13 protein-coding genes and 1 pseudogene are annotated in these 17,850 nt (G+C 73.5%); 2 read left to right on the top strand and 12 right to left on the bottom strand.

Annotation, left to right across the window (positions count from 1 at the left end; all coding sequences use genetic code 11):
- Nucleotides 1–87: 87 nt before the first annotated feature.
- From ACIRR8_RS12565 to ACIRR8_RS12550, 4 genes are all read right to left on the bottom strand, one after another.
- A complete protein-coding gene (locus ACIRR8_RS12565; protein WP_404062694.1) occupies nucleotides 88–963 on the bottom strand; it encodes a glycoside hydrolase family 19 protein in 876 nt (291 codons plus the stop codon).
- 223 nt (nucleotides 964–1,186) lie between these two features.
- A complete protein-coding gene (locus tag ACIRR8_RS12560; protein ID WP_404062691.1) occupies nucleotides 1,187–2,056 on the bottom strand; it encodes a ketose-bisphosphate aldolase in 870 nt (289 codons plus the stop codon).
- A 23-nt stretch (nucleotides 2,057–2,079) separates the two neighbouring features.
- The gene (locus ACIRR8_RS12555; protein ID WP_404062689.1) at nucleotides 2,080–2,964 is read right to left on the bottom strand and encodes an SIS domain-containing protein; all 885 of its coding nucleotides are present in this window, start codon (nucleotides 2,962–2,964) and stop codon (nucleotides 2,080–2,082) included.
- A 172-nt stretch (nucleotides 2,965–3,136) separates the two neighbouring features.
- A complete protein-coding gene (locus ACIRR8_RS12550) occupies nucleotides 3,137–5,347 on the bottom strand; it encodes a HelD family protein (protein ID WP_404064275.1) in 2,211 nt (736 codons plus the stop codon).
- A gap of 319 nt (nucleotides 5,348–5,666) precedes the next feature.
- On the opposite strand from ACIRR8_RS12550, the gene ACIRR8_RS12545 reads away from it, so the two are divergent.
- Nucleotides 5,667–5,918: a hypothetical protein gene (locus ACIRR8_RS12545; RefSeq protein WP_404062687.1), complete on the top strand. Its 252-nt coding sequence runs from the start codon at nucleotides 5,667–5,669 to the stop codon at nucleotides 5,916–5,918.
- A gap of 79 nt (nucleotides 5,919–5,997) precedes the next feature.
- Here the strand turns inward: ACIRR8_RS12545 and ACIRR8_RS12540 are convergent.
- The 3 genes and pseudogenes from ACIRR8_RS12540 to ACIRR8_RS12530 all read right to left on the bottom strand — a co-directional run.
- Nucleotides 5,998–6,087, bottom strand: a pseudogene (locus tag ACIRR8_RS12540) (pyridoxamine 5'-phosphate oxidase family protein); the annotation flags it as partial.
- A 63-nt stretch (nucleotides 6,088–6,150) separates the two neighbouring features.
- A complete protein-coding gene (locus tag ACIRR8_RS12535) occupies nucleotides 6,151–7,065 on the bottom strand; it encodes a serine hydrolase (protein WP_404062684.1) in 915 nt (304 codons plus the stop codon).
- A complete protein-coding gene (locus tag ACIRR8_RS12530; protein ID WP_404062681.1) occupies nucleotides 7,062–7,928 on the bottom strand; it encodes a LysR family transcriptional regulator in 867 nt (288 codons plus the stop codon). The genes ACIRR8_RS12535 and ACIRR8_RS12530 overlap by 4 nt, the downstream gene beginning before the upstream one ends.
- Before the next feature lie 187 nt (nucleotides 7,929–8,115).
- Between ACIRR8_RS12530 and bla the strand changes: the two genes are divergently transcribed.
- Entirely contained in the window at nucleotides 8,116–9,072 is a 957-nt protein-coding gene (bla, locus tag ACIRR8_RS12525) for a class A beta-lactamase (RefSeq protein ID WP_404064272.1), read from the top strand.
- A 10-nt stretch (nucleotides 9,073–9,082) separates the two neighbouring features.
- Here bla and ACIRR8_RS12520 read toward each other — a convergent pair whose 3' ends face one another.
- The 5 genes from ACIRR8_RS12520 to ACIRR8_RS12500 form a co-directional block, all read right to left on the bottom strand.
- Complete coding sequence (locus ACIRR8_RS12520; RefSeq protein WP_404062678.1) at nucleotides 9,083–10,774, bottom strand: thiopeptide-type bacteriocin biosynthesis protein; 1,692 nt, start codon at nucleotides 10,772–10,774, stop codon at nucleotides 9,083–9,085.
- A 61-nt stretch (nucleotides 10,775–10,835) separates the two neighbouring features.
- Nucleotides 10,836–12,746: a TOMM precursor leader peptide-binding protein gene (locus ACIRR8_RS12515; RefSeq protein WP_404062674.1), complete on the bottom strand. Its 1,911-nt coding sequence runs from the start codon at nucleotides 12,744–12,746 to the stop codon at nucleotides 10,836–10,838.
- Entirely contained in the window at nucleotides 12,743–14,527 is a 1,785-nt protein-coding gene (locus tag ACIRR8_RS12510) for a hypothetical protein (protein WP_404062672.1), read from the bottom strand. The genes ACIRR8_RS12515 and ACIRR8_RS12510 overlap by 4 nt, the downstream gene beginning before the upstream one ends.
- Entirely contained in the window at nucleotides 14,524–17,286 is a 2,763-nt protein-coding gene (locus tag ACIRR8_RS12505) for a lantibiotic dehydratase (protein WP_404062670.1), read from the bottom strand. Before ACIRR8_RS12505 ends, ACIRR8_RS12510 begins: the two co-directional genes overlap by 4 nt.
- Before the next feature lie 168 nt (nucleotides 17,287–17,454).
- The gene (locus ACIRR8_RS12500) at nucleotides 17,455–17,646 is read right to left on the bottom strand and encodes a thiazolylpeptide-type bacteriocin (RefSeq protein WP_404062667.1); all 192 of its coding nucleotides are present in this window, start codon (nucleotides 17,644–17,646) and stop codon (nucleotides 17,455–17,457) included.
- Nucleotides 17,647–17,850 lie beyond the last annotated feature (204 nt).

Genomic DNA, 17,850 nt, shown 5'->3' with positions numbered 1-17,850 from the left:
CCGGGTCCTGCCCCTTCGTCCGCCACGGTGGCGGACGGGAACGGCGGGGGGGGGGGCCCCCCCCCCCCCCCCCCGCCCGGAGGGGGATCAGCAGCTCAGGTTGGAACCTGGTGTGGTGCCCAGGATCTGGGTGAACTGCTGGAATTTCGCGATACGGCTCTGCACCTGGGCGGGGTTCCCGCCGTTGCACTCGATGCTGCCGTTGATGGCGCGGATCGTGTGGCCGAAGCCCTGGTTGTTGACGATCGCGTTGTGCGCGGTCATCCACCCCGGCCCGTTCTGGGTGTTCCAGTACCAGAGGGCGGTCTTCCAGGAGACGGAGGCGTTGTTCTGGACGAGCCAGGGGTTGTTCAGCAGGTCGATGCCGAGTGCGTCACCGGCGGCCTTGTAGTTGAAGTTCCAGCTGAGCTGGATGGGGCCCTTGCCGTAGTAGGCGGCCTGGCCGGCCGGGCAGCCGTAGGGGCGGCTCCAGTCGCAGTAGTGGGGGTAGTTGGCGGTGTTCTGCTCCACGATGTGGACGAGGCCGCCGGTCTCGTGGCTGACGTTGGCCAGGAAGGCCGCCGCCTCACGGCGCTTGACCTCGGTGCTGCCCGTGTTGGCGAACGCCGGGTAGGCGCTCAGCGCGGAGACCAGGCCGCTGTAGGTGTAGAAGGAGTTGCGGTTCGGGAACATCTGGTTGAACTGGGCCTGGCTGACCGGGAAGCCGGTGGTGGGCGGGTTGCCACCGCCGCCGCAGTTGTAGGGGTCCCAGTACCAGGTGCTGATCGTCGGGTCGTAGCCCGGGTTGTCGTGCTCGGCGATGTAGTAGCTGCCGTTGAAGCGGACGACGGTTCCTGCCGTGTACCAGGCGCCCGCCTGCCAGTTGGGCGCCGTGTCGCACGGGCCGGCGGCGGCCTTGGCGGGGGCGGCGGAGGTGGCCGGGGCGAAGGCCACGGCAAGACCTGTGGCGAGGAGCAGAGCCATGAGCGTTCTCGCGAGGCGATGTCTGAGCACTCGATCACTCCAATACGCGCAACGGGCCGCCCGGACCGGAGATGTGCAGAGTCCGGGCGTGTCCGTGATGGGGGTGTGAACACACTCAAGCGAATTGGCATGATCCAGTCAAGGTATAGACCAATAACTCTGTCAGGAGAACGCGCATCGGGCGAAGGCCCACCGACCGGGGCCCCGCCCGGAGGCGGTCCCGCTAGACGGCATCCACGGCGGGCGCGGGCAGGACGGAGATCAGCCGGCTCACCGTCCGCGCCATCGCGTCCCGCCCCAGGGCGAGGTAGGCGCGCGGATCGACGCCCCGTTCGTCCTGCGCGAGGCGTTCCCGTATCGCCTGGGTCATCGCGATGTTCAGCGCGGTCCCGATGTTGACCTTGGCGATCCCTCCGGCGACGGCCCGCGTCAGCTCGTCGTCGCAGGCGCCGGACGAACCGTGCAGCACCAGCGGCACCGGCACGGCCTCACGGAGCCGGGCCAGCAGGTCGTGGTCGATGCGGGCGTCGCGCGAGGTCATGGCGTGGGAGGTGCCGACCGCCACGGCCAGCGCGTCCACGCCGGTGGCGGCGACGAAGGCGAGCGCCTCCTCAGGATCCGTCCGGGCTCCGGGCGCATGGGCGTCCAGCGGCGCCGCGCCGTTCTTGCCGCCGACCTGGCCGAGTTCGGCCTCCAGCCAGAGACCGTTCCCGTGCGCCCACGCGACGGCGGCGCGGGTGGCCGCCACGTTCTCCGCGTACGGCAGCCGGGCGGCGTCGAACATCGCCGAGCCGAACCCGCACTCCGCCGCCTGGTGCAGCAGCTCGGGGGAGTGCACGTGGTCGAGATGGAGCGCGACCGGTACGGAGGCCGCCCGGGCGCTCTCGTGCGCGGCGCGGGCCAGCGGGCGGAGCCGGCCGCGGTGGTACCTGACCGCGTTCTCGCTGATCTGGAGGATCACGGGCGCCCGTACGGCCTCCGCTCCCTCCACGATCGCTTCCGCGTGCTCCAGGGTGATGACGTTGAACGCGGCGACCGCACCGCGCCGGGCTGCGGCGTCGGCGATCAGCTCGCCGGTGGCGGCGATGGGCATGGCAACTCCGGGGTGAGGGGCCGTCAGGCCGTGCTGAGGATGACCGAGCGCGTCAGGTGGCGCGGCCGGTCCGGATCGAGGCCGCGGGCCTGAGCGATCGCCAGCGCGAGCCGCTGCACCCGGACCAGCTCCGCCAGCGGGTCGAGCCCGCCCGCCACCCACCGGGCCCCGGTCGCGTGGACCTCGTCGGACAGCCCGGCCGGCGCGTCACCGAGCATCCAGGTCGCGGTGGAACGGGTGGAGATGCTGATCGGGCCGTGCCGGTACTCCATCGCCGGATACGCCTCGCTCCAGGCCAGCGCCGCCTCCCGCATCTTCAGCGCGCCCTCGTTGGCGAGCCCCACGCTCCAGCCCCGGCCGAGGAAGGTGAACTGTGAGCACTCCACCAGACCGGCCGGCAGCGGCTCGGAGAGCGCGACCTGCGCGTCCTCCACCACCGCGTCGGTGTGCAGGCCGAGATGGGCGCGGAGCAGGGTCAGCGCGGAGGTCGCGAACCGGGTCTGGACGACGGACCTCTCGTCGGCGAAGCCGAGCACCACCGTGTCGTCGGCCAGCGCCGGCATCGGGGAGTCGGGATCCCCGATGACCACGGTCCGCCGCGTGGTGCCCCGGGCCCGCGTGAGGAGGCCGAGCACCTCGGTCGTGGTGCCGGAGCGGCTCAGCGCCACGATCCGGTCGTAGCGGCGGCCGGCGGGGAACTCCGACGCGGCGAAGGCGTCGGTCTCGCCCTGGCCACTGCCTTCGCGCAGCGCCGCGTACGCCTGGGCCATGAAGTACGAGGTGCCGCAGCCGACGACGGCGATGCGTTCGCCGGCCGCCGGGAGCTGTCCCACGAGCCCTTCGGCCATCCCGGCTGCCCGCTGCCAGCACTCGGGCTGACTGGCCAGTTCCCGTGCCACATGCGTCATCTGAATCTCCCCATCCCACGCGTGATGCTTGAAGCTGCATATTAGGCCCGAGTTTCGAGCATTATCAAGCAGCGAGGTGGTGGGGTGGTAGGTGCCGGAGCAACGAGAACGCCCCTCGGCGCGGGCCGAGGGGCGTGACGGATGGGGGGCGAGGGGGGCGTGACGGCCGGGATCAGCGCAGCGCCGCGGGCAGCGCCTCCCGGTGGATGATGCCCAGCCGCTGGGTGGCCCGGGTCAGCGCCACGTACAGGTCGCTCGTCCCGTACCGGCCCGGCTCCACGACCAGCACATGGTCGAACTCCAGCCCCTTGGCCTGCCGTGGATCGAGCAGCACCACCGGCCGGGTGAGGTCGGGTTCGGCGCCTGCGGTGACCTCCTCCAGCGGGGCGGCGATCTCCTCGTGCAGCGCGCGCGGAGCGATCACCGCGAGGCGGCCCTCCTCGGGCGTCAGCTCGTCGACCGCCTTCGCCACCGTGCCCGCGAGATCCGCACCGGCCTCCCGCACCCACGGCTCCTCACCGGTGGACCGCACCGAACCGGGTGCCACGAAGGACGGGTTCCGCTCCCGTACGACACGGGCCGCCAGCTCCATGATCTCGGCGGGCGTACGGTAGTTGACCCCGAGCGTCACATGCTCGAAGCGGTCACCGACGTACGGCTGGAGGATCTTCTCCCATGAGCCGACACCCGCCTCCTCTGACGTCTGCGCCGGATCGCCGACCAGGGTCAGCGAACGCGTCGGGGAGCGCCGCATCAGCAGCCGCCAGGCCATCGGCGACAGCTCCTGCGCCTCGTCCACGATGATGTGCCCGAACGCCCAGGTCCGGTCGGCGGCGGCCCGCTCGGCCGCGCTGCGGTGGTCGGTCTCCTCGTGCCGCTCCGCCATGCGCTCGGCGTCGATGATGTCGTGGGCGGCGAGGACCTCGGACTCCTCGTCCTCGAACTCGTACGTCTGCGAACCGCGCGAGAGCTCCAACAGCCCCTGCGCGTAGGCGATCCGCTCCTGGCGCTCGGCCTCGGCGGCGGCCCGCGCCCCACTGTCGTCGGCCCCGAGCAGCTCGGCCGCCTCGTCGAGCAGCGGGACATCGGCCGGGGTCCACCCGCCGTCACCGGCCGCCCGCCGCAGCACATCGGCGTCCGCCTCCGGTACGTACACCGGCTCGGCCAGGTATCCGGCGAGGAACTCCTCCGGAGTGAGCGCGGGCCACAGCGACTCGATCGCCTCGTGCACCTCCGGGCTCATCGCGACGGCCTTGCCGAGCTGCGCGATGTCGTCCGGTCCGAGGAAGTTCGGCCCGCCGTACGGATCGGCGCCGATGCGCTCGGTGAGCTGCTCGGTGAGCGCGTCGATGATCCGGAACGCGAAGTGCGGGCGCGCCAGATTGTGCGGCAGCAGCGTGTCCCGGGCCGCCTGCCGGGCCTCGTACGCGATCTCCCAGTCCAGGACGAGGTCGCCGTCGTCGTGCGGGATGACCAACGGCGCACCGGGCTCCGGCAGTTGCTGCCGGTCGCGGACGGCGAGGGCGAGCGCCTCCGCCATCGGCGCACCGCCCTTGACGGCAGCCGCCCGCGGTGTGTCGATGCCGGTGGCGTGGACGCCCGGGAAGAGCTCGGCCTGCGTGGCGAGCAGGACACCGGTCTCGCCGAGCGCGGGCAGCACCTCCGCGATGTACCGCAGGAAGGCGGGGTTGGGGCCCACGATGAGCACCGCGCGCTTGGCCAGCACCTCGCGGTGCTCGTACAGCAGGAAGGCGGCCCGGTGCAGCGCGACCGCCGTCTTTCCGGTGCCGGGCCCGCCCTCGACGACGAGGACACCGCGGTGCGGGGCGCGGATGATGCGGTCCTGCTCCGCCTGGATGGTCCGAACGATGTCACCCATACGGCCGGTACGGGCGGAATTCAGCGCGGACAGCAGAACGGCGTCGCCGTTGCGGTCCTCGAAACCCGTCCGGTCCGCGTCCCCGAGGTCCAGGATCTCGTCGTGGAGCTCGGTGACCGTACGCCCCTCGGAGGTGATGTGCCGCCGCCGCCGCAGCCCCATCGGCACATGTCCGGTGGCGAGATAGAAAGGCCGCGCGACCGGTGCCCGCCAGTCGATCAGAAGAGGCGTGTGCTCGGCGTCGTCCTGGCGGATCCCGATGCGCCCGATATGGTGCGCCCCACCGTCGGAAAGATCGATGCGCCCGAAACAGAGCGAACCGTCCACCGCGTTCAGCGCGGCGAGCAGACCCGACCGCTCCGCGACGAGCGCATCCCGCTCCAGCCGCGCCTGCAGCCCGGTTCCCACCGGTGTCAGCGCCTCCTCGACGTGCCGGGCCGTGACCCCGCGCAGTTCGTCGACGCGCGCGTGCACACGGTCGACGAATTCCTGCTCTTCCCGCAATTCGACGGCTTCCCGGTTTGACAAAACGGCTCCCTGCCGGATATGGTTCTTCTTATAAGGCCTCCGCGTGAGGCCTTTCTGCATGAATACAGAAGAATCAAATATACGCGGAAGAATCCCTGGCACGCAATTGCGGACCGGGGATTTTTTGTCGGAGGGCGTGAGCGCCGGCATGCCGGAAGAGGGACGCTGGAGGCGGGTGCGGCCGTCCAGGTGTATTGCCTCCGGCATGTGCGTGTCCGCCCGGTCGACCCGCACCTCCCGCGTAATGGTTAGGGCTCCGCACCATCCGTTACGCAGTTGCTGAGAAGGAGCACCCATGCTTCGTCGTATCGCCGTCACTCTTGCGACCGTCGCCGTGGCCGGCCTCGTGGCGGCCACGCCCGCCGCGGCCGATGGCTGGGAGGGCGGAAAGGCCGGTGCCGGCTACGGGGCCGTCGAGGCGCACCGCGGCCACGCCGAGTACACCAACCTCGGCGGCCCGTACGGCATCACCCACGCCACGGAGAGCCGGGAGCACGTCGCGGCGGAGCACGGCTACTTCTACGCCCAGTACCTCCAGGGCCGTTGATCCTCCAGCGGTGAGAACAGGGCCCACCCCCTCGGGGGTGGGCCCTGTTTCTCGTTGCGGGGCCGGCGGCCCGTCGCTCGGCGCGCCCCTCCTCGGCCAGGTCCACGGCCGGCGCGGCGATGTGCGGTGCGGCCAGGAACTGTTCACGCTCGTCACGGGTCGGAGCCACAACCTCTCCTCCATGGAGGGGCTGTCCTGAGCCGGGCTGCCGCACCGCGCGTCCGGCGGCGGCTCACGCATCCTGGTTCGTACGGAGTTCCTCCACCGCGACCCTGGCCACCGCGCCGATCACGGCGTCCGCGCGTGGCAGCTTCTTGTCGGCGCGGGCGGCCTGGGTGAAGACCACGGCCGTGTAGACGCTGCCGTCCCCGAGCTCCACCACCCCCGCCTCGTGGCGCATCGAGCCGAACGTGCCGGTCTTGCCGTAGACGGTCACGTCGTCGTACGGGAACCCCGAGGCGAGCCGGTGGCTCCACGGCTGCGTGCGCATCGCCGCGCGCATGAAGGAACAGCTCTCCGGGGACGCGGCCTCGTCCGTCCAGATCGCCCGGAGCAGCCGGGCGATCTCGGCCGGTGTGGAGGACGCCTTGTACGCGGGGTCGTAGACGTCCGGCGGTACGACGGTGTCGTTGTCCGCGACCCGCGCCATGGCGGCGTCCAGCGACCCGGCCCCCGTGTCGGCGAGCAGCCGGTCGAACGTACCGACGACCCCGCCGTGGATCCGGGTGTGCGGCAGGCCGAGATCCGCGCACACCCGGTCGACGGTCTCGGCACCGACCGTACGCAGCACGGCATGGGCCGCCGTGTTGTCGGAGACGCTCATCATCTGCACCACCAGATCGCGCAGCGACATCGTGACCGGGTCGCGCAGGATGGACAGGCCCGTCGGGCCGGGCACCCGGTCGGCGGCCTCCAGTGTGAGCCGGTGGCACGGGTCGACCCGCCCGGCGTCGGTCAGCCGGCAGAAGGCGGTCATCAGCGGCACCTTGTAGACGGAGCCCATCGGCACCTGCTCGTCCGGGTCGATGACCACGCGGGCCGACGGGCGGTCCAACTGCGCCACGTGCAGCCAGCCCCGGACACCGGCGTCGTCGAACAGGGAGCGGATGGTCCGCTCCACCCCGCCGCCGCGCCGCGGGCCGTTCACCGGGCCGCCGTACGGGCGGCGAGGACGTCCTCCAGCAGCCGTGCCGTCCCGGCCGGATCCCCGGAGCCGGAACGCCGGGGGTTCCAGACGACCCGCAGCCGCAGAGGGAGCGGAGGGTCGGTCGCGGGCCGCCGTTCTACTTGCGAGGCCGTGAGCGCCTCGTCCGCCGTGACCAGGACGGCCTGGCCCGCCGCCACCAGCGCCAGCCCGGCCCGCTCGTCGGTGACCACCACCGTCTCCACCCGGCGGCCCCGGCTCGCCAGTGTGTCGACGAACAGGTCATGGGCGGCGGGCGCCTCGCGCCGGGGACGTACCGCGACCGGCAGCCGCCGGGGGGCCGTGGCCGACAGGTGGGCCGGGGCGAGGATCCAGGTCGGCAGCAGGATCACCTGTCCGGCGGCCAGACCGTGCAGCACGGCGGGATGCCTGACCACGGCGAGGTCGAGGCGGCCGGACGCGACATCGGAGAGCAGGGCCGCGGTGGGAGCCGTCACCGTGCTGATACGGGCCCGGTCACCGGCCCGGACCGGCGCGGCCGCCACATCGGCGGCGAGCGGCGCCGGCACCTCGGGCGCCAGCCCCAACCGCAGTCGGCGGCCGTCCGCGTGCTCACGGGCACCGGTCTCACGAAGCTCCGCCAGCGCGGCCAGAGCACGCCGGGCGTGCGGCAGCAGCAACGCGCCCTCCTCGGTGAGGAACACCCCGCGCTCCCGCTCGAACAGTCGGACACCGAGCAGCGCCTCCAGCCGGCGCAGCCCCTGGGAGAGCGGCGGCTGTGTGATTCCGACCCGTTGGGCGGCGGCACCGAAATGCTCCTCCTCCGCCAAGGCGACGAAGATTTCCAGATGCCGTTCCGTCAGCACTCCGCCTCCCTGGCATGCGGCGATATGGCAGATGAATCACTCCGATGCCGAGATCGTATTCGACATGCGGACCGGCGGCGGGTTTGACTCCGCGGAGGCCGACGACGCGGCCCCGCGGTCCGGCCGCGACCGGGCGAACAAGTCCGGGCTCCACGAACGAAAACCGCCGAGAGAGAGGTCCACCGCCGTGCCCTCCCGTACGCCAGCCCATGTCTCGCGCCGCTCCGCGCTCGCCGCACTGACCGGCGCCGCCCTGCTCCCCCTGACCGGCTGCTCCCCTGCCGGAGCGGAGACCGCCACCGACGGACGCAGCGGGCCGAGCCGCTCCGGCTCCGGACCCTCCCCGTCCGCCTCGGCCCCGCCTCGTACCGACCGTGCCTTCGCCGAGCTGGAGCGGAAGTTCGACGCGCGGCTTGGCGTGTACGCGATCGACACCGGCGACGGCCGGACCGTCACCCACCGCCCGGACGAGCGGTTCGCCTACGCCTCCACCTGTAAAGCCCTGATCGTCGGTGCCGTCCTGGCCAGGAAGACCCTGCCGCAGATGGAACGCCTCGTGCGCTACGGCCAGGAGGAGATCGTCCCCCACTCGCCCATCACCGAGAAGCATGTCTCCACCGGCATGACCCTGCGGGAACTGTGCGACGCCGCCATCCGTTACAGCGACAACACCGCCGCCAACCTCCTCTTCCGCGAATTGGGTGGCCCCAAGGGCCTCCAGCACGCGCTGCGCGGGCTCGGCGACCGCGTCACCCGCTGCGACCGCTACGAGGTCGCCCTCAACGACACCGCGCCCGGCGATCCCCGTGACACCAGCACGCCCCGCGCCCTGGCCACGGACCTGCGTGCGTACGTCCTCGGCTCCGCGCTCCCGGCCGACAAGCGGACCGTGCTCGCCGACTGGCTCAAGCGCAACACCACCGGCGACCACACCATCCGCGCGGGCACGCCGAGCGGCTGGGTGGTCGGCGACAAGACCGGCACCGCCGCCTACGGCACCCGCAACGACGTCGCCATCGTCTGGCCCCCGCGCGCCGCCCCGATCGCGATCGCCGTCCTCTCCCGCCGCGACACCGAGGACGCCGAGCCCGACGACGCGCTGCTCGCAGGAGCCGCGCAGGTGGCGCTCGGCGCGTTCGCCTGAGCGGTGGCCTCTACGGCGTGGGCGTATCCAGGGGGCGGCCGACCGGCAGGATGTACTGGAGCGGCTGGTCCAGGTCGTCGAGCCCGAAGACCTCGTGCGCCAGGTCGTCCCGGAACCCGCCGAGCGGTGTGGTGCCCAGGCCCAGCGCGGTGGCGGTGAGCAGGAGCGACTGCGCCAGGTGGCCCGCCTCCAGGAGACCCAGGCGCAGAGCACGGAGACCGTAACGCTCCCGGAGCCGGCCCAGATCGACGTAGAGACCGAGCACCACCGGCAGCGCGTCCGGGACGATGGCGTCGGGGTCGTCGGCGGCTCGCGAGAGGTACGAGGACAGCGACCTGATGTCGTCCATGGCCGGCGCCGGGCCGACATACCGCAGCGAGCGGTGTTCCGGCACGCACTGGTAGGTGCCCGGCGCGAGCCCCTCGACGTCGAGCGCGATCAGCCGGAGACCGGCGGTGTAGAGGGCGCCGGCGCTCGGATACGGCCGGTGGCGCAGGACCCGTTCACCGCCGCCGGCGAACCGGAGGACCGACTCGTGCCCGGACGCGTGCGCGCCCCACAGCAGCGTGCCGAGCGAGGCCGCCTCCAGCGGCCCGGTGAGCGAACCCCGCCGGGAGACCCGGCCGTTCATCACCGCGTGCAGCGACACCTCCGGGAACGGGCCTGCGGGGAGCGGGAGTTCGATGCCGCCTCGGAGGCCGTGTTCCCGGGCCGGTACGTCACGTGGCGCCGAGTCCTGCTCCCGCCCGAGGTGGAACTTGCTCCGCTCCAGGTACTGCCGGTCGGGCGCGGTGTGGCCGTCCGGGAAGTACGAGGCCGGATCGCCACGGTCCAGGAGCGTGCGCGCGGCCAGCCGGCAGACCGCCCGCTCCTCGTCGGGCGCCAGACCCATCCGGTTGAACAGCATGTGCAGCTGGGACGCCCAGACGTACGGGCGGCCCACCGGCGGGGAGACGGCGCCCAGAGCCCGGTCGGCGGCGCGGACGCCGTCGTACCAGTCGGCCGCCGCACCGGAGGCCGTACCGTCCTCCAGCGCCTGCCGCAGGTCCCGCGCCCGGCTCGCGAGCGCGTCGCGCTGGAGCGCGTAGACGCTGTTGACCCGCGCGTGGATGTGCTGAGGACCGAGCAGCGGCACACCCTCGGCCCACCGCCAGCTCGCGGCGTGCAGCCGCAGCCACCGTGCCGCCGCCAACCGGTCCATGCCGCAGGCGAGGGCGGTGGCGTGCGCGAGATCGATGGCCAGAGCGAGCCGCGCACTGCCCCGCGGTGCGTCCCGTACGGCCCGCACCGCCACCCGGCTGGAGCGCTGGAACACCTCCTCCGCCACCGGCAGGGCCGCGGGCCCTCCGTAGCGCGCGGTCTCGGGAACGTACGGCTCCTCGCGGACCTCGGCGTGCTCCGCCTGTCCGGGTACGTCCCGTCCGTGTGCGGCCTGCCCGTGTCCGGGGCCGGCAACGGGCACCCGCTCGGCCAGCCGCGCGAGAGCCTTCGACAAGGACGCCTCCCGCGCCTCGGACGCGCCGCGCACCCGCAGGCGCAGATGGTGGCCGCCCTCGTCGTACCGGATGAAGAACCAGCCGCCGGAGCCGAGCCCGTCGAGGAGCGGCGCCACGTCCTCGGTGAGGAACGCGTCGACGTCCTCGGGGGCCGAGCGCAGGAAGCAGTGGAGGCTGAGCCAGGTGTCAGGGGATCCGTTCGTCACGGGATGGCTTCCTGTTCCGGTGTTCCGGTCGGTGGACGCATGGACAAGCTCGGGGGACGGCTCACGGGAACGGGTGCGGATGCAGCGCCAGTTCGTCATGACGGGGCCTGTGCTCCACACGTCCCAGCCGGAACGGCACGTCCAGCAGCCGGTCCAGCCCGAGCGTGCGCCGGTTGACATGGCCGAACGTCATCGGCAGCGAGCCCGGCACCACGACCTTCACCGTGTGCAGCCCGAGCCGGTCGCGGACGACGGACTCGCTCAGCGGTACGGCGACCACCTCCAGGCCGAGACCGGCCAGCCGGGCCACGGTCCGCTCCAGCAGGGCGGTGACATCCGGTACGGGCCCTGCTGCCCCGGGCCAGAGGTCGCGCCAGTCCGTCACCGGGCCGTCCGGGTCGAGGAAGTCCAGCCGGGAGCGGGCCTCGGGAAGGGTGTTGACGGCCACATGGTCGGCCAGCGTCCGCACCAGCTCGGGCTGTTCCAGCATCGGGAGCAGCCGCCGCCGGTCGAACATCTCCGGTTCGGCCCGGTGCCGGTGGACGGCGTTGACCACATTGGTCACCACCTCGGCGAGCGCCGAGCGGATCGCGGTACGCGGATGGTGATGGCTCCCGGCGGCGACGAACGCGGCCGGAGCCGTCGCCGGTTCGCCCCGGTGCAGTGCGACCACGATGACGGCGGGCACCTGGAAGTCGTTCGTCGCGTCGAACAGCGCCACCCGGTATCCGGCGAGCGCCGCACGGTCCACGAGGTGCGCCGTCTCCAGGTCGTCGGCCGGTACGGCGATCCGGCGCAGCGGGGTGCGCGCGTACCAGGCCATCAGGAACGCGTCCCGCTCGGCGACCTCGAACAGCCCGTACAACGCCGCCTCCGCCGGGCTGTTGCCCAGCCCGCAGCCGTTGGAACACTCGTACACCACCCGGGGCCGGCCCGGGCTCGGGTCCCAGTACGCCACGTGCTCGGGCACCGCCGTCGTACGCTCCCGGGTCAGGGACCAGCCGTGCACCCAGTCCAGCTCCAGCTCCGGTGTGTACGGCACGGTCGCGGATGCGGGATGGCCGCGGTGGACGGGGTCGGGCAGCCCGAGCCGCACCGGGTCCACCGCCCGTTCCGGGCCGAGCTCGGCGAACGGGGCGCGCAGGACCGTCCGGTGACCGGTGGGGCTCATCGACGCCAGGCGCTCCGCCCCCTCGAACAGGGCGACGCGCTCGCTGCTCTCGAAGTCGATGCTTCGCCCGTAGCCGCCGTCGCGCGTATGACGGCCGTACGTCACATACGCGCTGGTCAGGCTGTGCACGGACTCCTCGGTACGCAGGATCTGGTGGACCGGCCCGAACCGCTCGTCGAACAGCACCTCCCGCAGACCCGCCAAGCCCGTACGTGCGTTGGGCTCGCGCAGCGACACCGGGTCGCCGGGCGGCCTCGGTACGCGGCGCGCGGCCGGGCCGAAGGCGGCCTCGGCGACCTCCGGGCCGTCGGGCGGCAGCGGCAGGCAGACCGCGCACCCGCCCACGGGCTCGAAGCGGTGGGTCGACCAGGTGGCCCGGCCGCTGTGGACGACGTGGATGGCAGGTTCGCCACCGGTCCTGAGCGACGCGGCCAGTACGGCGACGGCGTCGACGAACGCCGGGGAGGGCCGGCCCGCCAGCCGCAGCTCAGGGCTGTGCCACGGCACCCGGCCGCCGATCGTCGCGAGCCGCCGGTACTCGGTGCACGACAGGCACCCCCGCGCACCGGGCCGCAGCACGGGCCCGACCACCGTCAGCGCCCCGTCGCCCCGCACGGGCACGAGCGTCACCGGATGGCGCAGGGCATGCCGGGACAGCTCCTCAGCCGTCCCCGGCGTCCAGGAGTCCAGGACCACGACGGCGCTGCCCTCGGTGAGGCGCAGGGCAGCCGCGGCATCGAGGACGGGGCCGGGTATCTCCGCGGCGAGGGCTTGGCGGAGCGGGTCGGTGGCGGTGGTCACGGTGATCCTTCCGCGGAGAGGGAGTCCGGGCGCGCGGACAGGACGGAGAAGCCGCACTGCCGCAGCGCCGACCGGAGCGCGTGTACGTCCGCGTGCGCGTCGGCCGGAGGCTCCCAGGGCTGCGGGGACCAGCCGGTCAGTACGGTCAGGGCCTCCTGGAGCGCCGGTTCCCGGCCGGCCGCCTCCGCCAGCCAGGCCGTCGTCCACCCGGTGTCCTCCCAGGGGGCCGTCGCTTCGGGGCGGACGAGCGGGGCCGACGCGCCGGTGGGTGTGACCAGGTGCCGGGCGTGCGGGGCGTCGGTGGCCGACTGGACCCTGACCACGGCGGAGAGCGCGGCGAAGGCGACGGCATCGTCCGCCGACGCCTCGAGCGCCGTGGAGAGCAGGCCGGATGCGCGCTCCCGGAACCGTGCCCGGAACACAGCTCCGTCGCCCGTATCCAGGCGTGACACCGTCACCTCCGCGTCGACCCCTAGCCGCCGGACCAGGACGGACCACCAGTGGTGGGCTTGCGGGTGGTGTCCGGGATCGGGGCTCCAGGGCACGTGCGTGGCTGTCCCGGTGTGCTGCCGCGCCAGCGCCCGCCGCAACGCCAGCCCGCGCGCGTGTTCCGGGCCCGCCCCGACCACCAGGTCCCCTTCCCCCGTCCCCAGCCGGAGTTCGGCCGCTCGGCAGACCGCCTCCAGCCGGGCCAGGTCCGCCCGGGCCGCGCCGGACACCAGGACCTCGCCCGCCACCGAGCAGCGGACCAGCGTGGCGGGCAGCTGGGGGAGCGGCCCGGGATCCGGCTCGTCCAGCACTCCGGCCATGCGGTCGGTGAGTACCGGGATACGGGCCAGCGCCTCGGCCAAGGTACGCAACGCGGGACGCGGCCGGACCCGGTCGGAGTCCACGAGCACGGAGCCCGCCCAGGTCAGGTACTCACCCCGCAACGGCTCCCGCTCCGCGACCAGTGCCGCCGGCAGTCCGGGCAGCAGCCGGGCATCGCCCGCCTCGGCCGACGGGTCGCGGAGCCCGGCCACCGCACACACCAGCCGCTGCGCAGCCGAGGAGGCGAGAAGCGCGGCCAGGCCCGCGTGCTCTTCCGCGCCGTGAGCCTCCCGCCGCCGCAACCTGTCCGCCAGCCCGTCGGCGTCGGCACGTGCCTGGAGCGGGCTGCCCACCGGCGTGACGAATCCGACGCCCGAGCGCAGGCCGGCGACCACCGCCCTGTCCTCTTCGCCGCCGAGGGCCACGGCGGTGCCGACCAGCAGGATCTGTCCGTCCGGCAGCTCCGCCGCTTCCACGGTCTCCGTCCGGACACCGGCTCGGTCCAGCGCCCGTACGGCGGCGCGTGCGAGTGGACCGTCCGGACGCGCGCCGAGAACCCGCACCCGGCTGCCGGAGAGCGCGGCTGCCGCCGCCGCGGGCCGGTCGGCGACCGCCCCCAGCCACCCCTCCCCGCCGGGGCGCTCGACCAGGAGGCCGTGGTCGTGCAGTTGGCCGATCACCGTCACCAGGGCGGCCCGCAGCGGCGAACCCGCCGGGGCCGTCAACGTCGGCTCCGCGCTCCCGTCCGTCGCGAGCGCCTTCGCCAGGCGGGCCCAGAGCACCGGCAGCCCGGCGCCGCCCTCCAGCGTGACGCTGGTGATCCAGCCCCGCAGATGTACGCCGTTGTGGAGCACGGTCACCGAGACCCCCGGCCGTAACGTCCACCGCCCCAGCGAATCCAGCGCGTCCGGCTCCGCCTGCGCGCCTTCAGGCGAGGTGGTCGCGGTCTGCGCCGCCTGATCGACGGTCATCTGTCGTCCCTTCGGTTCGCCTGCCGGGCAAGCGCACGGTCGCCGGAAGCGCCGGAAGCGCCGGAAGCGCCGGAAGCGCCGGCACGGTAGGTCTCCACCACCAGCTCCACCGCCGCGTATCTCGCGCCCCGGGCCGGCGCCGGCAGCGCCTCCTCCAGGACCGCCCCGTCCGGGTGGCGGGCCAGCCACTTGCCGAGGCAGCGCAGATGCAGCGCGTCGCCGAGGTCCACGTACTGCGGCTTGGGTCGGTCCAGTGCGCTCAGCAGGTCCTCGTCCACTCGCCCGCCCCGGACCGGTGGCGCGGCGTGCAGGTAGAGCTGATCGGGTACGCCGAGCAGGGCCCGCCAGCGCGCCACCGTTCCGACCGGCACCTCACCCTCCGCCGCGAGCTCCGCGAGCAGCACCGCCACCGTCGGGCCCGCCAGCTGCCAGCGGCGCCGGCGCAGCACGAGATGGCGGTGGCGCAGACGCGGGGTGCGCACCAGGTCGCCGCCCGGTACGGCGGTGAGGTGACGGGGTACCAGGGCGCCGAAATCGGCCATGCCGTGCGGGTGGTCCATCAGCAGGGGCGCGAGCCTCGGCTGGAGCAGGAGCGGCGCGAAGACTCCCGCGTAGAGCACATCGGCCCACTCGCCGGTGGCCCTGATCCGGACGCGCACCTCATCGCCGTCCAGGTCGTGGACCAGTTCCACGTCGTCCATGGCGAGGGAGGTGGACGAGCGGGCCGGTCCGATCTCCTCCGGTACGAACCGGGGATGCAGGTTGGCGTTGAAGCCGCTGACCGGCCGCACCTGGGCCACGCGGGCGCCGGGGCCGAGCGTGCCGGACACGGCGGCGGCCGTCTCGCGTACGGCCTCGGGGTCCAGGGAGTCCAGGAACCGGCTGCTGAACCGTCCCCACCCTCCGTACACATGGTTCACGCAGAGCAGCCCGCCGGGCGCCCGCTGGACGAACCCGGTGTACGAGACCGGGCGCCGCGCCGCCCACGACGGCAGCCGGGAGCCGAGTGCGGCCACCAGGCCGGCGGGCAGGACGGCGTCGTCGTCGGGCCCGCCGCCGTGGGACGCGTGCACGGCCGCCACCAACTCGGCCCGGAGCGCCGCGAGCCGGCGGACACCACCTGCGGCGGTGGAGCCGTCGCCGGCCACGCCGGGGCCGTCTCCGCCGGTGGCGCGCGCGGCCTGCTGCCATGCCGCGTTCGCGTCGGCGCCGAAGTCCCACACGTGCGGGCAGGTGCCGCCGGGCCCGTACCGCGCGACGAAGGCGTCCCGCACGTGCCGCCGTACCACCGGACCGACGTCGAACACCTCGGCCAGGGAGGCCAGTTCAGCCAGCACCCGGTGGTCGGCATCGCCGAGGAAGCCGTCCAGCCGGACCTGCTGCCGCATGACGATGTCCTCGCTGAGGACGGTGAGGCGGGAGGACGAGGAGTCCACCGGGCGGCCCACCTCGGCCAGGAGCGTCATCCAGCGGTTCCTCAGGGTGGCGAGGAGGGCGGCGCGGCGGCCGGGGTCGGCGGCGCCGAACTCGCCGGTGGCCGAGGAGAGTTCCTCGATGCGGACAGCCAGCTCGCGATCCAGGGGTGAGCCGGTCTCCCGCAACCAGTGGGCCAGCCGGGGGAGGGGGTCGGGGTCCTGGAGGTCGAACGGCTCCACCGGGACGAGCAGCCCCGCGTCACAGACCTGCCGGAGGAAGGCAGCTGCCGCGGCGAGCTGCCCCGGGTCGGGGGCCGAGTCCGGGGCCGGGTCCGCATCCGGGGCCCTGGGCCGTTCCGCCGCGAGCATCCCGGCCAGCGCGTCGAGCGTCGCCGGAGGGTCGCACAGCGCAGCGAGCCGCCGCAGCGGTTCCGCCGCGCCGAGGGTGACCTCGTCGTCCTCCACCGCGAGGAAGCGGGCGGCGGTGAAGGCCGTACGGGAGCGGGCGAAGGCGACACGGCCGTCGGAGACACGCGGGCTGCTGCACAGGCGGTGCGGCAGGGTCGAGCGACGGCGCGGATCCGCCGCCAGCGCCGCGAACAGGGTGTCCACCAGCGTCCGGTTGGCGCGGACCACGGCCCGCGCTGAACCGGCCGGCAGATCGGCGCCGTTCCAGGAACCGGCTTCCCCGTCGTCCGGTGCCGTCCGCAGCACCCCCCACCCCACCCCGGCGAAGGCCGACAGCGGTGTCGTACGGGCGACCGCCCGCGTCGCGTGTCGCAGCACGCCCGCCTCCTCCTTCCGCGTCCTGCGGTCCGTCGGCCCTTGCCCGGCCCGCTCCACCGCCCGCAGCAGGTCGGCACTGGTGAACGACGCGGCGCGCAGGAACGAGGGCTCACGGCACAGCCCGGCGAGCACCGAGCGGCCGGCGGCCAGCGCAGGAGCGGTCCCGGCGCGGAGAGCCGTCAGCAGCTCCTCCTTGCGCCCGCGCGCGTCGAGCCAGGCGCGCAGTTCGGGTATCCGGTCGGGCAGGCCGCCCAGGCTGCGGAGGAGGGCGGGCCGAGGCTCGCGCCCGTTGTGCACGGCCCGGCGGAGCGGCAGCACCACCTCGCGGTGGAAGTCCTCCGCATGGCCCGCCCGGCTCGCGTACAGCGCGTCACCGAGCGCGGGGGCCAAGGCCGTGAGCCGGTCCTCCAGCTCCACCAGGCCGGCCAGCGCGGCCCGGAACGCGGCGGCCGGTCCTGGCTCGGCCGGCAGGCTCAGCAAGGTCGTACGGACCAGTGCGCCGGGGGCGATCCGGGGGAGCGGAACCCCGCGCTCGTCACGAACGGGGGCTGGGGGCATCTGGAGTTCCGGTACGGGCGGGTTCACATCGATCCAGTCGGCTGGGCGTTGGACGGAGCCCCCGGCACATCTCGGGAGGCGCCGGGTTCGTACGCGAGCGGGCCTCCGCGGCACCGTGACGCGGAGACGCGCCGGGGCGGTGCCGCGGAAGCCCTCACGGCTCCTGTGTCACGCGGCGTCGAACTGCACCGGCGGCTGGACACTGCAACCGCTGCAGCCCTGACAGGACGTCGAGGAGGAGGACGACAGCGAGTAGGTGGACTCGCCTATTCCGGCCGTGTCGCGCATCGCGGTGACGGTGATCTCTCCGAGATCCAGTCCGTCGAGATCGAAGGAGGTGGCCATTTCGGGAAGGGACATGTGCTCTCCGGGAGTCGAGACGACAAGAACGGTGCTCCTGTGTGCACCGGTTCGGCAGCGTAGGTCGGAGCCCAGCACCCGGAGCACCACGGTTTTCAGCCAACAGGACGGCGGAGAAATGTCTTGAAAGTGCGATTGCCAGCCGATTGCCACCTGGTGACCACCGAGGGGTGACGGCACATATTCGCTTCCGGGAAGCGGCCC

It is taken from the genome of Streptomyces sp. NPDC101178 (genome assembly GCF_044767965.1).
Classification (GTDB): Bacteria; Actinomycetota; Actinomycetes; order Streptomycetales; family Streptomycetaceae; genus Streptomyces.
Note: the sequence above shows the minus strand (reverse complement) of the source record. Positions and strands in the feature narration are given on the sequence as shown.